General features: G+C 59.1%; 11 protein-coding genes. 4 read left to right on the top strand and 7 right to left on the bottom strand.

Translation table 11 applies throughout. From position 1 onward, the window contains the following. The first annotated feature begins 7 nt into the window (after nucleotides 1-7). The 4 genes from D0Y96_RS12510 to purK are packed head-to-tail and all read left to right on the top strand — an operon-like array spanning nucleotide 8 to nucleotide 4,252. Nucleotides 8-2,323: a hypothetical protein gene (locus tag D0Y96_RS12510; RefSeq protein WP_117300354.1), complete on the top strand. Its 2,316-nt coding sequence runs from the start codon at nucleotides 8-10 to the stop codon at nucleotides 2,321-2,323. Nucleotides 2,324-2,334: 11 nt separating this feature from the next. After that, nucleotides 2,335-2,553 carry a hypothetical protein gene (locus tag D0Y96_RS12505; protein ID WP_117300352.1) on the top strand — a complete coding sequence of 73 codons (219 nt, stop codon included), beginning with the start codon at nucleotides 2,335-2,337 and terminating at the stop codon, nucleotides 2,551-2,553. Nucleotides 2,554-2,588: 35 nt separating this feature from the next. Further along, nucleotides 2,589-3,092, top strand: a complete 504-nt coding sequence (purE, locus tag D0Y96_RS12500; RefSeq protein WP_199480268.1) for a 5-(carboxyamino)imidazole ribonucleotide mutase — start codon at nucleotides 2,589-2,591, stop codon at nucleotides 3,090-3,092. Next, nucleotides 3,089-4,252, top strand: coding sequence for a 5-(carboxyamino)imidazole ribonucleotide synthase (gene purK / locus D0Y96_RS12495; RefSeq protein ID WP_350449052.1), 1,164 nt, complete (start codon nucleotides 3,089-3,091; stop codon nucleotides 4,250-4,252). Before purE ends, purK begins: the two co-directional genes overlap by 4 nt. Nucleotides 4,253-4,357: 105 nt before the next feature. Here purK and sucB read toward each other — a convergent pair whose 3' ends face one another. From sucB to D0Y96_RS12460, 7 genes are all read right to left on the bottom strand, one after another. Then, complete coding sequence (gene sucB, locus D0Y96_RS12490; RefSeq protein WP_117300348.1) at nucleotides 4,358-5,974, bottom strand: 2-oxoglutarate dehydrogenase, E2 component, dihydrolipoamide succinyltransferase; 1,617 nt, start codon at nucleotides 5,972-5,974, stop codon at nucleotides 4,358-4,360. 135 nt (nucleotides 5,975-6,109) lie between these two features. Next, nucleotides 6,110-6,853, bottom strand: a complete 744-nt coding sequence (gene lipB, locus D0Y96_RS12485) for a lipoyl(octanoyl) transferase LipB (RefSeq protein WP_117300346.1) — start codon at nucleotides 6,851-6,853, stop codon at nucleotides 6,110-6,112. A gap of 59 nt (nucleotides 6,854-6,912) precedes the next feature. Continuing rightward, entirely contained in the window at nucleotides 6,913-8,334 is a 1,422-nt protein-coding gene (gene lpdA, locus D0Y96_RS12480; RefSeq protein ID WP_117300344.1) for a dihydrolipoyl dehydrogenase, read from the bottom strand. Nucleotides 8,335-8,518: 184 nt separating this feature from the next. Then, on the bottom strand, nucleotides 8,519-9,379 hold the full coding sequence (locus D0Y96_RS12475; protein WP_117300342.1) for an undecaprenyl-diphosphate phosphatase: 861 nt from the start codon (nucleotides 9,377-9,379) through the stop codon (nucleotides 8,519-8,521). Nucleotides 9,380-9,417: 38 nt separating this feature from the next. Continuing rightward, entirely contained in the window at nucleotides 9,418-10,407 is a 990-nt protein-coding gene (gene hemB, locus D0Y96_RS12470) for a porphobilinogen synthase (RefSeq protein WP_117300340.1), read from the bottom strand. A 23-nt stretch (nucleotides 10,408-10,430) separates the two neighbouring features. Continuing rightward, entirely contained in the window at nucleotides 10,431-10,955 is a 525-nt protein-coding gene (locus D0Y96_RS12465; protein WP_147325045.1) for a zinc ribbon domain-containing protein, read from the bottom strand. 481 nt (nucleotides 10,956-11,436) lie between these two features. Beyond that, nucleotides 11,437-11,880, bottom strand: coding sequence for a hypothetical protein (locus tag D0Y96_RS12460; protein WP_117300336.1), 444 nt, complete (start codon nucleotides 11,878-11,880; stop codon nucleotides 11,437-11,439). Nucleotides 11,881-12,215: the final 335 nt, after the last annotated feature.

The following is a 12,215-nucleotide window of genomic DNA, read 5'->3' as shown; positions in this document are numbered from 1 at the left end:
AAGAGCGTTGAAGCTGACGATTGATAATCTGGACGGCAAAGGCGCAGTCGATTATTCGGCTACGGTTGTGGCAGCTAAACCATTTCGCGTGGAGCGGAAGCTGAATGAACCGAGTCTATGCGGCTTCACGCTGCTTCCCGCGGTTGGCAATCTGCCGGTGCCGGCGCGCAATGGGCGTGTGGTGCTGAGTGATAATAACGGGGTTCTGTTGTTTACCGGATATGTCGCCGTGGAGCCAGGGATGGAGCTTACGGGCGAGAGCTCCACAGGGCAGGTGTATCAGGCAGTAGTATCCGCAGTCAGCGACGAAGTGCTGCTCGACCAGTTGAGCGTTCCGCAGACACGACCGAGTTACGCACAGTCTGCCGGCCAGATGCTGCAGACTATGCTGACGCGCGCCGGTCTTGCGGGCATTACGTCAACGCTGACACTGGCTGCGCAAATAGTGAGCCAGTTTCAGCCGGATGCAGGATATAGCTGGTCGAAGAATGCCGGGGCGCTGGCTTCGATGGTAAGAAACACATATCGAACACTGAATGGAGCCGTGAGCATGGAACCGGTGGGGACGACGGTTCATGTACTGAGTGAGACGGATGGAACGTTTTCGCTGAAGGCTCTGCAGGCCACGATGATCAAAGCGCTGGCGAATGACATCACGGTTTGTGGGGAGGAAGAGCCGGGCGCATATGTGACTGAATTTTTTGCCGGCGATGGGACGACCGTACTCTTCGACCTGACAGAAAAACCCTGGTTTCCCTCTGCCTCCAAAGAGAAGCCTTTGGTTGATTTGTTTCAGGAACCGGCTGTGGACCAGCAGATATGGCAGCTGGCAGATGCTGCGGCGAATATCTCCATTACGTCGGCAGGGCTTACGTGTGCCGGAGGTGATGGTATTGACGGAGATACGCTTGTCGCATCGGCGACCGCACTGGAGCTGGGCGGATCACTGGTGCTGGAAATGGGAGGCGTACTGTTCGGCTCGGTAACAGTCGGCGTGCTGAATGGGCTCTATCTGGGGACGATAAAGACCTCCAACTGCGTTGCCGGATTTCAGATAAGCCAGTCTGGCGGAGTGACAACTATTTCGCCGCTGATCAACGGTGTAATTGCGGGAAGCAGCTTTACGCCTGTATCCGGGCATTTGTATACATTACGGTTGCGAATCGCGAGCAATGAAATGCAGAGACTCCTGCAGTCCTACTACTACCTGAGTGGAAGCGGGGTTGAGAGCTTCGGCGGCCAGTCCGTAAGCGCGACGGCAAATGTGATGCTGGAAGTGCAGGATATGACGGGCGGGGTTGCGAGCGCTCCGATCGCGATTTATTCGGGAGTCATCACCAATGCACCGGCGGTCTGTACTTATGGGTTGATCGACAGCAGCAATCTGCAGTGCAGCATCGGCAGTATCACGATGGAGCAGCAAGGGCCGGTGTGGGTGACGAGCACGCCTCCAGGCGGCAGCCAGATCATACGCCGTATGGGAACAATAGCGCAGGGCGCGGATTGCCAGCTGGAACGGACGGGCAGGATCAGGTTTTATCCGGCGAGTACTCCGGCATCCGGAGAGCTGATCTCTGTTTCATATCGGATAGGTCACAGAGCTGTGGCACGTCTGGCAAGCGCGGCGAGCATTTCTGTCGAAGCGAAAGGCTTAGTGCCGGGTACGGCTTTCTGGATTGGGAGTGTGACGAATCCAGCCCCCAGAAGCTCAGCGGACTGCGAGAACGCGGCATCTGCTTTGCTTGCGCTCGCGACAAGCCGTGCTGCGGCATGGTCCGGCACCTATACAGGCTGGAATATAGAGCAGCAGGGTGATGTATGGCCAGGTGATGTGCTTTCCGTGGTATCAGCCTCATCGGGCATGACCGCAGACCTCGTGGTGCGCAATGTACAGATCGATATGTCGCTCACTGTGCCGGAGATAACGAAATACACCATTGGCTTTGCCAACGACTGGGCGGATGCTCTGGCGATCAAAACGTCGACGACCGTTCCGGCTGACGCCTGGCTGCCACAACAGCCGGAAACGACATTGCCGCTGACAAATCTGAATGCATACTCTGTCACCTCGGTGAGCGGCAGCGCGATCCAGATCGGCGCAGGCATCACCCCTCCTGCTGGCGGGGGCTTTGAAGTGAGGCGCAGGGACTGGGCGTTCCGATCGGGCACGGACTCGGATCTGGTGCTGCGCAGCTCTGTAAACAGCTTTACGATTCCGCGCGAAGCGGCAAGTGAGCGGTACTACATTCGCATGTATGACGGGTCGACACCTCCGAATTATTCGCGATTTTCGAGCGCGGTATTCGTCAATGTGCCGTTGTAAGGAGAGGCTGGATGACGGATTTTGAGATGCAGGTGTTAACTGACCTGTCGGTTTTGAAGAACCAGATGACAGTGTTGGTGGGCGATGGGAATTCGGGGCGAGTGGCATCCATAGAAAGACGAGTGACGCGGCATGAAGAGCAGTTTCAGCGTGCAAAGGGATTTACTGTTGCGATTGGAGCGCTGGTAACACTGATCCAGCTTCTGCTGGATTATCTGCGTCATAAGTGAACCGGGCTACGAAAGCGACCCACTATAATCGCGTTATGAAACAAGCCCCGCTGGTCGGTGTGGTGATGGGCAGCAAAAGTGATTATGAGGTGCTGTCTCCCGCCGTTGAGATTCTGAATGAGTTTGCTATTCCTCATGAAGTGCGTATTGTCTCCGCACATCGCACACCGGACTGGCTGTTTCAATACGCCGAAGAAGCAGAGGCGCGCGGATTGAGGGCCATCATTGCCGGAGCGGGCGGCGCGGCGCATCTGCCGGGCATGCTGGCAGCAAAGACGCTGGTTCCGGTTCTCGGAGTGCCTGTTCCAGCGACGATGCTGAACGGCATCGACTCTCTGCTTTCGATCGTGCAGATGCCTAAGGGTGTTCCGGTGGGCACGCTTGCCATCGGCAAGCCGGGGGCGGCGAATGCAGCGCTGTTCGCTGCATCGATCCTGGCAACCACCGATGCCGATCTGCGCGACAGATTACGCCGGTGGCGCGAGGAGCGCACGAAGGAAGTGCTGGCTATCAATATTGAGCAGGAGCCGGGCAAGTGAGCGAATATTCTTCCGTGCCAATTCTTCCCGGCGCGACCATTGGTATTCTGGGCGGCGGACAGCTTGGCCGTATGACGGCCATGGCAGCACGTTCCCTTGGCTATCGGGTGCAGGTCATGGATCCGGATTCTTCGTGCCCCGCACGCTTTGTGGTCGATGCTTGTTTCGAGGGTTCATGGAACGACGCGCGGGCCGCAGCGAATCTGGCCCGCGGATGTGATGTGGTTACGCTGGAGATTGAGCAGGTTGCTATTGAATGCCTGGAAGCAGCGGGCAGATATGCTCCGGTACGGCCGGGTGCAGCCATGATGCGCATTATTCAGGACCGCATACTGCAAAAAGAGTGGCTTCGCGGCTGCGGCTTTCCTGTGGGCGAGTATCGTGCGGTGACCTCCGCGCAGGAGATGGCCGAGGCCATTTCGATGCTGGGCGGGCGTTGCTTTATAAAGAGCGCACATGGTGGCTACGACGGACGCAGCCAGGTGAAGGTGGGTTTTGGCAGCACGTGCGATGCGGTCGAAGCGTGGACGATGCTCGGACAACGGCCCTGCGTAGTTGAGAAAGCACTGGAACTCGATCGTGAGATATCGGTAATGGTGGCACGGTCGCCACGTGGCGAGGTAAAGAGCTTTCCCTCAGCAATGAATCATCATGAGAATCAAATTCTTGTGTGGAGCGTGATTCCTTCGTCGGTCGCGCCGGAGATTGAAGCCGGCGCGCAGAGGATTGCGCGGGAGATTGCCGACGGATTTCAACTGGAAGGCCTGCTGGCAGTAGAAATGTTTCTAACGAAGAGTGGCGAATTGCTGGTAAACGAACTGGCGCCACGTCCACATAACAGCTACCACGCGAGTGAACGGGCCTGTGTGACGAGCCAGTTCGAACAGGCGGTGCGCGCAGTCTGCAATCTGCCGCTGGGTGATGTATCGATTGTGCAGCCGGCGGCAATTGTGAACCTGCTGGGCGATTTATGGCTCGATAAAGAGGGCCAGCCGCGTGAACCACGCTTCGATCAGGCGCTCGCCGTTCCGGGCGTGCGGCTGCATCTGTACGAAAAGCATCAGCCGCGCAAAGGACGCAAGATGGGACATCTTTCAGGGGTTGGAGCCATACCGGCAGAAGCTGTGGAACGGGTGCTTGAGGCAAAGGCGAGGTTATAAAGTCACGAAAGAGCGCCTCAGCGCGAACACTGTCACTAAAAACCAAAATGGGACAGGCCTGAGCCTGTCCCATTTTCAGCTTTATGATTACCGCTCTGTATTGATTTACCCGATGTCTTCTGACCAGTTTTCCAGGTACTTCTTCACTTCCGCCATGAATTTGCCAGCATCGGCTCCGTCGATAATACGGTGATCGAAGCCAAGGGTAAGGTGGATCATGTGACGGACCGCGATAGAGTCCGTGCCATCTTCGGCAGTGAGGACGGCCGGCTCCTTGAAGAGGCCACCAACACCGAGGATGCCGCTCTCGGGTTGATTGATGATCGGCGTGCCGAATTGTTCACCGAAAATGCCGGGGTTGGTGATCGTAAAGGTGCCAGAACCGACTTCATCGGGCTTCAGCTTCTTCGTGCGGGCACGCTCTGCCAGATCGGCAATCGCGCGTGCAACCCCAAGGAAGCTCTTCTCTTCCGCCTGTTTGATAACGGGCACAATCAGACCCCAGTCGAGCGCCACGGCAATACCGATATTGATGTTCTTCGGATAACGAATTGCGTCGCCCTCGAGCGAAGCATTGACGATGGGCATTTTGCGCAGCGTGGCGATGACGGCACGAGTGATAAACGGCATGTAGGTCAGCTTTACGCCATTGCGCTGCTCGTACTTGTTCTTCTCCTTCTCGCGAATTTTGACAATACGCGTGAAGTCGATTTTGAAGACAGTATGGACATGCGCATTGGTATGCTTCGACTCAACCATGCGCTGCGCGATGATAGTGCGCATTCTCGATAACGGAACCAGCTCGCCGGGCACGGGCACAGCGGGAGCCGGAGCCGCGGGCTTCGCGGCGGCAGGCACCGGTGCGGCTGCAGAAGTGGTAGCCGGAGCAGGTGTGGCGGCTCCCTTCTTCTCGATGAAGCCGAGGACATCGTCTTTGGTCACGCGGCCGGAGGCCCCGGTACCAGAAACCTGGGTGAGATCAAGGTTGTTGTCCTTCGCAATTTTGCGGACAAGCGGTGAGGAGCGAACATGTTCCGCGCTGCCGGTAACCGGTTCTGCCGGTGCCGCCGCTTTCGGTTCTTCCACTTTTGCTGGAACAGCCGCGGGCGCTGCCGGTGTAGATGCAGCTACCACCCCGGTTGTTCCACCGATAAGGCCAACGACAGTATTGATCTGCACAGTGTTACCTGCAGCGACCTTGATCTCGGTCAAAATACCAGCAGCAGGCGAGGGAATCTCAGCATCGACTTTGTCGGTCGAAATCTCAAAGAGCGGCTCATCGCGCTGGACGGTATCACCAACCTGCTTAAGCCACTTTGTGATCGTACCCTCGAAGATCGATTCACCCATCTGCGGCATAACAACTTCCGTGGCCGGACCAGCGGCGGGGGCAGCAGGGGCTGGAGCTTCGGCCGGTTTGCTCTCAGCGGATGCGGCAGCCGGCGCTGATGCCACCGGAGCAGGGGCAGAGGCTACGGCCGAGCCATCCTCACTGATGACTGCCACGATGGTGTTGATCTGTACGGTCGTGCCTTCCGCGATTTTTATCTCCTGCAGAACACCGGCGGCTGGTGACGGGATCTCTGCGTCGACCTTGTCGGTTGAAATCTCAAAGAGCGGCTCGTCTCGCTGTACAGTGTCGCCCGGCTTCTTCAGCCATTTGGTAATGGTGCCCTCGAAGATCGACTCGCCCATCTGGGGCATAACTACATCGGTCGGCATGAAATTCCTTTCCGCAGTGTTACGAATAAGTGGCTGAATGTCTTCAGTATGAGCAAAGACGATTATAAATCCGCAAAAATCAAGCTTCCGGCGTAAGGTGCGTTATCGGCACACAACGAGGTCAAACACCACAGTTTACTGTATGGGAATGATTTCGTGCGGGAGCAGGTCTGCGAGCGATTCGAGCGAAAGGACCTGATGGTTAAAGACTCGGCCAAAGTGGCGAGCAATGCTGCTGGCCACATTTTCGAGGGTCAGGCGGGGCAACAGAGCCTCATCTGCTTCCAGTTCAAGACTGGTCACCTGACGATCTGAGATGCCACAGGGAACGATCAGCTCGAAATCGCGCAGATCTGCGGTAACGTTCAGCGCAAAGCCGTGCGAGGTAATACCGCGGGAGATGTGGACGCCGATAGCAGCGATCTTCTTCTCCTGAACAGACCCACCGGAAAGGGTCCACACTCCGGTGCGGCCTGTCACACGACCGGTCTGCACGCCAAAGTCAGCGCAGGCGCGGATAAGAACCTCTTCGAGCAGACGAACATAATCGACCGCGCCGACGCGCCTGCCGGTTTCATCCAGTGAAAAGCTGCGCAGATCGAGGATCGGATAGCCGACGAGCTGACCTGGCCCGTGATATGTCACATCGCCGCCGCGGTTGATCTCGTGAACCTCGACGCCACGGTATGTCAGGAATTCATCATCAGCGACAATGTTACTGCGGGAAGAGTTGCGCCCCAGAGTGAGAACCGGAGGGTGTTCCAGCAACAGAAGCGTGTTGCCGATGCTGCCCTCGTGACGCGCTTCGACGAGCCTGCGCTGAAGTTCGAGGCCTGATGCATAGCTGGTGCGCCCGAGCTGGAGGAGATTGAGGATCATACTTTCGGAAAGGAAAGCCCGGCGTGTGCGGCCGGGCTTATCTCTTTTGTGAGAACGGATCAAGCGTTGATGGCCATGCCTTCCACGCTGCCAAAGCCGTCGAGCATTGCTTCCGCCAGCGTTGGGTGGGCGTGGATGGTGAACATCATCTCTTCGACCGTTGCTTCCAGCTCAAGGGCGGTTACCGCTTCAGCAATCAATTCCGTCGCCTGCGGGCCGATGATGTGGACGCCGAGTATTTCGCCGTATTTCGCATCCGCCACGACCTTGATGAAGCCTTCGTGCGAGCCGACGATCGACGCCTTTGAATTCCCCGCGAAGGGGAATTTGCCAACCTTAATCTGCAGGCCCTTTTCCTTTGCCTGAGCCTCGGTAAGCCCTACGCTGCCGATTTGCGGTTCGGTATAGGTGCAGCCGGGAATGCGATTGCGCTTCACCGGACGGGCATATTTGCCGGCGATCTTTGCAGAGACGACCATTCCGGCCATCGCGCCCACATGCGCCAGCTGCGGCAGACCGGCAACGATGTCACCGATGGCGTAGACGCCCGGCTCTTCGGTCTGCATGTACTCGTCCGTTTTGAGAAAGCCACGATCCGGTTTGATCTTCGTCTTTTCGAGACCAATTCCTTCCGTGCGCGGAGCACGACCTACGGCGACCAGAACCTTCTCGGCTTCCTTCACTACCTGCTTGCCATCCGACGCAGTAAAGGTGACTTTCACGCCATCTTTAGTCTTCTCGACATTCTCCACCTTCGCGCCGATATTGATGTCGATACCACGCTTTTTGAAGATACGTGCCAGCTCTTTGCTGATTTCCTCATCCTCAGCAGGCACGAGACGGGGCAGGAATTCGACGATACTGATTTCCGAGTTGAAGCTGCGGAAGATCGATCCGAACTCGACACCAACCGCGCCAGCACCGATGATGATCAGCGACTTCGGTATTTCGCCAATGGAGAGGATCTCGATATTGGTCAGAATGCGATCATCGGCCTTCAGGCCGGGCAACATTTTGGCATCAGAGCCGGTGGCGAGGATGATGTTCTTCGCCTTTACGTGTTCGGTTTTGTCCCTGCCGCTGGTGACTTCGACGGTGTGCACACCACTCTTTGCCGGGCCAGTGAGTTTGCCGTAGCCGGGAATGACGATGACCTTGTTCTTCCGCATCAGGAAGTCGAGGCCTTTGGTGTGTTTGGCGATGATCTGGTTCTTGTGGTCAAGAACCGTCTTCCAGTTGATTTTGCCCTCGCCCAGACCTTCGATGCCGTATTCCTTTGCATGCTTCAGGTGGTCGTAGATTTCGGCATTGAAAAGCAGCGCCTTGGTCGGAATGCAGCCTACATGCAGGCAGGTTCCGCCGAGCTTCGACTCCTTCTCGATAAGGGCGACTTTCAGGCCGTACTGGCCGGCGCGGATGGCGGCGGTGTATCCGGCGGGTCCTCCGCCGATGATGGCTACGTCGTAGATGGTCTCTGCCAAAGGAAACTCCGTTCAATAGGGTCTGAAGGGTAGGCGTGGAGCAGCCGGAAGGCCAAAAGCTGCAGTTGTCCAAACTCTACATTGTTACGCAGTACAGCCCGTTATGGAAGATGCAGCGATATCGGGAAAGATGCAGAGCGGGATTTCCGATGGCTGCGAATTGAGCGCAGACATGCGGGTAACCTCAGTATCCGGCGTGGTGCAGCGCGAAAACCACGGCGGAAGCCGCCAGGCAGTAGATTCCGAAAAGATACCAGCGCCCACCTTCAAGCCAGCGGCTCAGCCACTTCAGGGCCAGCAATCCTGCCAAAAAGGCGCAGAATGCCCCGATCAGTCCGGGAACCATGGCGGAAGCGAGATTCGCGCTCCCGCTGATGTGCTCCATTTTCACCAGCCGCAGCACTTCACGGGCGACCACCGGAGGTGTAAGGATCACCGCCAGCGCGAAGCTGAAGGCTTCGGCACGCTCCTTTGCGACACCAGCCAGCATTCCGGCTGAGATGGTCGCTCCGGAGCGGGAGAAGCCGCGAAAGGGCAGGCAGAAGCCCTGCACCACGCCGATAATGCCGGACTGCGTCATCGAAGGCTCGCGCAGACTGTTGCCTTCGTCCCTTTTGTGGAGCAGCCCCGCGATCAGGATCAGAATGCCGGCGGCGAGAAGGGCGGGGGCGATCCACTCGAGGTGGTTGAAGAGATCTTCGATCTCGGCGTGAGGGATGCCTTTCAGCAGCGTCTTCTCGATGACCCTGATCATCGCCTCACCCACGACAGCGGTGAGTACAGTCGCCCAGAGGAGCCGCAGCACGATGCGTTTGAAGGCATCGCCGCTGCTGAAATACGTCTTTTGCCACTGCTTCCAGAAGTAAACGATCACGGCCAGCATGGTGCCGGAGTGAAGCATGACCAGCAGCAGCGTCATCTGCGGCGAAGAGGCGTCGAGGCCCATCAGACGCTCGGCGACGACGACGTGTGCGGAACTCGAGACCGGCAGCAGCTCGGCCAGTCCCTGGATGATGGCAAGGATCACGATTTTGAGCAGGGGCATATCTTCCGTTTCACGAGGGGAGTATGGTTCCGGGGCTTTCAGCCCAGCCGCTTTGCCGCGTCCTGAGCGAAGTAGGTGACGATGAAGCCAGCGCCGGCGCGGCGGATAGAGATCAGCGACTCCATCATGGCGCGGTCGCGGTCGAGCCAGCCTTTGGCGAAGGCGGCCTGGAGCATGGAGTATTCGCCCGATACCTGATAGGCGCCGATGGGGACTTCGAAGCGCTCGCGCGCGGCCCGGATGACGTCGAGATAGGGCATGGCGGGCTTCATGAGGATCATGTCGGCGCCTTCGCCGAGGTCGAGGTCGATCTCGCGCATGGCTTCGCGGAGGTTGGCTCCGTCCATCTGGTAGCTGCGGCGGTCGCCGAACCGGGGGGCGGAGTCGGCGGCTTCACGGAAAGGTCCGTAGAAGGACGAGGCGAACTTGGAGGCGTAGGAGAGGATGGGCGTCTGCTCGTAACCCTCTTCGTCGAGCTCGTCGCGGATGGCGGCGACGTGGCCGTCCATCATGTCGCTGGGGGCGACTATGTCGGCTCCGGCAGCGGCGAGGGAGACGGCGGTCCGAGAGAGGAGGCCGAGTGTGGAGTCGTTCTCTATCTCATAGTCGTCGCCGGACTTCTTCACGATGCCGCAGTGGCCGTGCGAGGTGTACTCGCAGAGGCAGACATCGGCGATGAGGAGCAGCTGCTTCGCGGCCGCCGACTGCTTCAGAGCACGGAGGCCGGTCTGCACGATGCCGTCTTCTTCCCAGGCTCCGGTGGCCTGTTCGTCCTTGCTCCCGGGCAGGCCGAAGAGGAGCAGGCCGCCGATGCCGAGGGCCGCGGCGGCTTCGGTTTCCTTCACCGCCTCGTCGATCGACAGATTGAAGACGCCGGGCATGGAGCCGATTTCCTTGCGGACGCCCTCGCCGGGGCAGAGGAAGAGCGGCTGGATGAGCGCGCCGGGCTCGAGGTGCGTTTCGCGGACGAGGGAGCGCATGGGCTCGCTGCGGCGGAGGCGGCGCAGACGGGTAACCGGATATTCCATGCGGTTATTGTACGGGCGGAGTGTTACATGGGCTGCGGGGCGATGATGCGCTGATACTCCTGCCCGGAGGCGCCGGGGAGCAGCACCCACAGGGTGTAGATGGCGAGGATGGTGCCGGTGAGGGGACGGATGAGGGTGAGAAATGCGATGACGATGGCCAGCGTGCGGGCCCACGGCGCGCGGCGAAGGAGCGCGAGGCCGGTGACGATGCAGAGGATGGCGCGGGCGGCGAGGATGACGCTGATGAGCGGCACGAACCAGGGAAAGTGGGCGAAGGGGAAGCTGTAGAAGCCATCGAAGCCGTGGTCCATGTGATGTCCCCAGTGGTGGGAGAAACCGGCGAGGAAGCCGACGGCGAGAACCCAGTGGAGCGTGATCCAGGCGGCATAGGCGAGCCAGAGAATGGCGACGGTATGCACGTGGCGATGGACACGGGTATAGAAGTACGGGATGGGCGCGGGCGCGGCGACGGGGGCAACCTGGCGTCCGCAACGGGGACAGACGATCTGAAACGCATCCATTGGCTGGCCACATGCACTGCAATACATCGAACACCTCCCGAACACTGTTCAGAAATACGCAGGGGTATCCGAATCCGTTCCGTGACAGGGGCTGAAGCCCCCGTCTTACTGGCCTGTAACGGCACGGCTGAAGCCGTGCCCTGATACGGTACGGTGACACGGCGCTGGCGGAAAGGCCGGCTTCCCACCTTAGCCGCCAACAACGGGCGGCGAAGATGGGGCACCCCGGATTCTGCAGAGGCCGGTGACGGCACGGCTAAAGCTGTGCCCCGCTACGGGACGATCGCACAGAACCCCTTCATATTTTTGGACTGATTTTGAGCAAGTGCCCTGTTTTCAGCGGCGGTCGGCGCGGCAGGAGGCAGGGCCCTCCGATGTGACGGAAAACAGGCCAGTTGCTGCGCGGCCGTGTATGCCGCAGAGGCGTCACAGGTGCGGCAGAGACGGCCATGCGCCACAGTAAATGACTGAAAACAGATCACCGGGCTGACGGCCGTCTTTGCGAGCTTCATGGCTGCGCGTGCGGCATGCGCGGCTGCGTTTGCCGCAGAGAGGGCTGGGTGCCGAAGCCGGGCGGCAGTCCGGCAGTGGGAATACGAATGTTGAGCATGCCCGCGGTTTCGGGATGGGGGAGAACGGGGACGTCGCCGTTGCTGCGGATGAGGCTGCGGAGGAGTTTGCCGGCCTGGCGGTCGGAGATGCCGCCGTCGTCTTCGAGCATGGCGTAGAGGATGCCGAGGATCTCCTCGGGAATGGACTCTTTGGCGAGAAAGGGAATGGAGCGGCCGAGGTCGCGCCAGCGGATGAGACGGGAGTAGAGGGAGCGTTTGGGCGGGGAGGGTGGACGGGTTTTGGCTCCGGGCATGTGGTGGCGGCAGAGGGATTGCCCGCGGAGGGCGACGCCGCGGCATTTTGACCCGCCGGGCAGGACGAAGGTGCAGTCGGAAACCATGGGATGCCTCCTGAAAACAGAAAAGCCCGGCCGGAGCCGGGCTGGGTGACTGCTTCTATTGTACGGAGAGGCGGAAAACGATATGCCAGGTTTATCTTCTGCAGGATGAGCGAGTTAGATGGTCGAGGTCTTGACAGGTTTGTGGGAGGAAGGGATTAGCCATCCGGGTGAGCGTGCCTCCCATGACCGCAGATCCTTCGACTGCGCTCAGGGCAGGCTTTGAAGCCGCGCCCTGATACAAAGCGCACCTGTGGATATGGGCATGTGGAGCATGGCAAGACGGTGAAGGTATGAGGCTGCCCACCTTATCCGCCAACAATAGGCGGCGAAGGTGG

This window comes from Paracidobacterium acidisoli (assembly GCF_003428625.2).
Classification (GTDB): domain Bacteria; phylum Acidobacteriota; class Terriglobia; order Terriglobales; family Acidobacteriaceae; genus Paracidobacterium; species Paracidobacterium acidisoli.
The sequence above is the reverse complement of the archived record's forward strand: the minus strand, read 5'-3'. Positions and strand labels throughout refer to the sequence as shown.

Coding starts and splice junctions, on each gene's coding strand:
- D0Y96_RS12505 (WP_117300352.1), top strand. CDS start 2,335: ATGACGGATTTTGAGATGCAGGTGTTAACTGACCTGTCGGTTTTGAAG.
- purE (WP_199480268.1), top strand. CDS start 2,589: ATGAAACAAGCCCCGCTGGTCGGTGTGGTGATGGGCAGCAAAAGTGAT.
- sucB (WP_117300348.1), bottom strand. CDS start 5,974: ATGCCGACCGATGTAGTTATGCCCCAGATGGGCGAGTCGATCTTCGAG.
- lipB (WP_117300346.1), bottom strand. CDS start 6,853: ATGATCCTCAATCTCCTCCAGCTCGGGCGCACCAGCTATGCATCAGGC.
- D0Y96_RS12475 (WP_117300342.1), bottom strand. CDS start 9,379: ATGCCCCTGCTCAAAATCGTGATCCTTGCCATCATCCAGGGACTGGCC.
- hemB (WP_117300340.1), bottom strand. CDS start 10,407: ATGGAATATCCGGTTACCCGTCTGCGCCGCCTCCGCCGCAGCGAGCCC.
- D0Y96_RS12465 (WP_147325045.1), bottom strand. CDS start 10,955: ATGTATTGCAGTGCATGTGGCCAGCCAATGGATGCGTTTCAGATCGTC.
- D0Y96_RS12460 (WP_117300336.1), bottom strand. CDS start 11,880: ATGGTTTCCGACTGCACCTTCGTCCTGCCCGGCGGGTCAAAATGCCGC.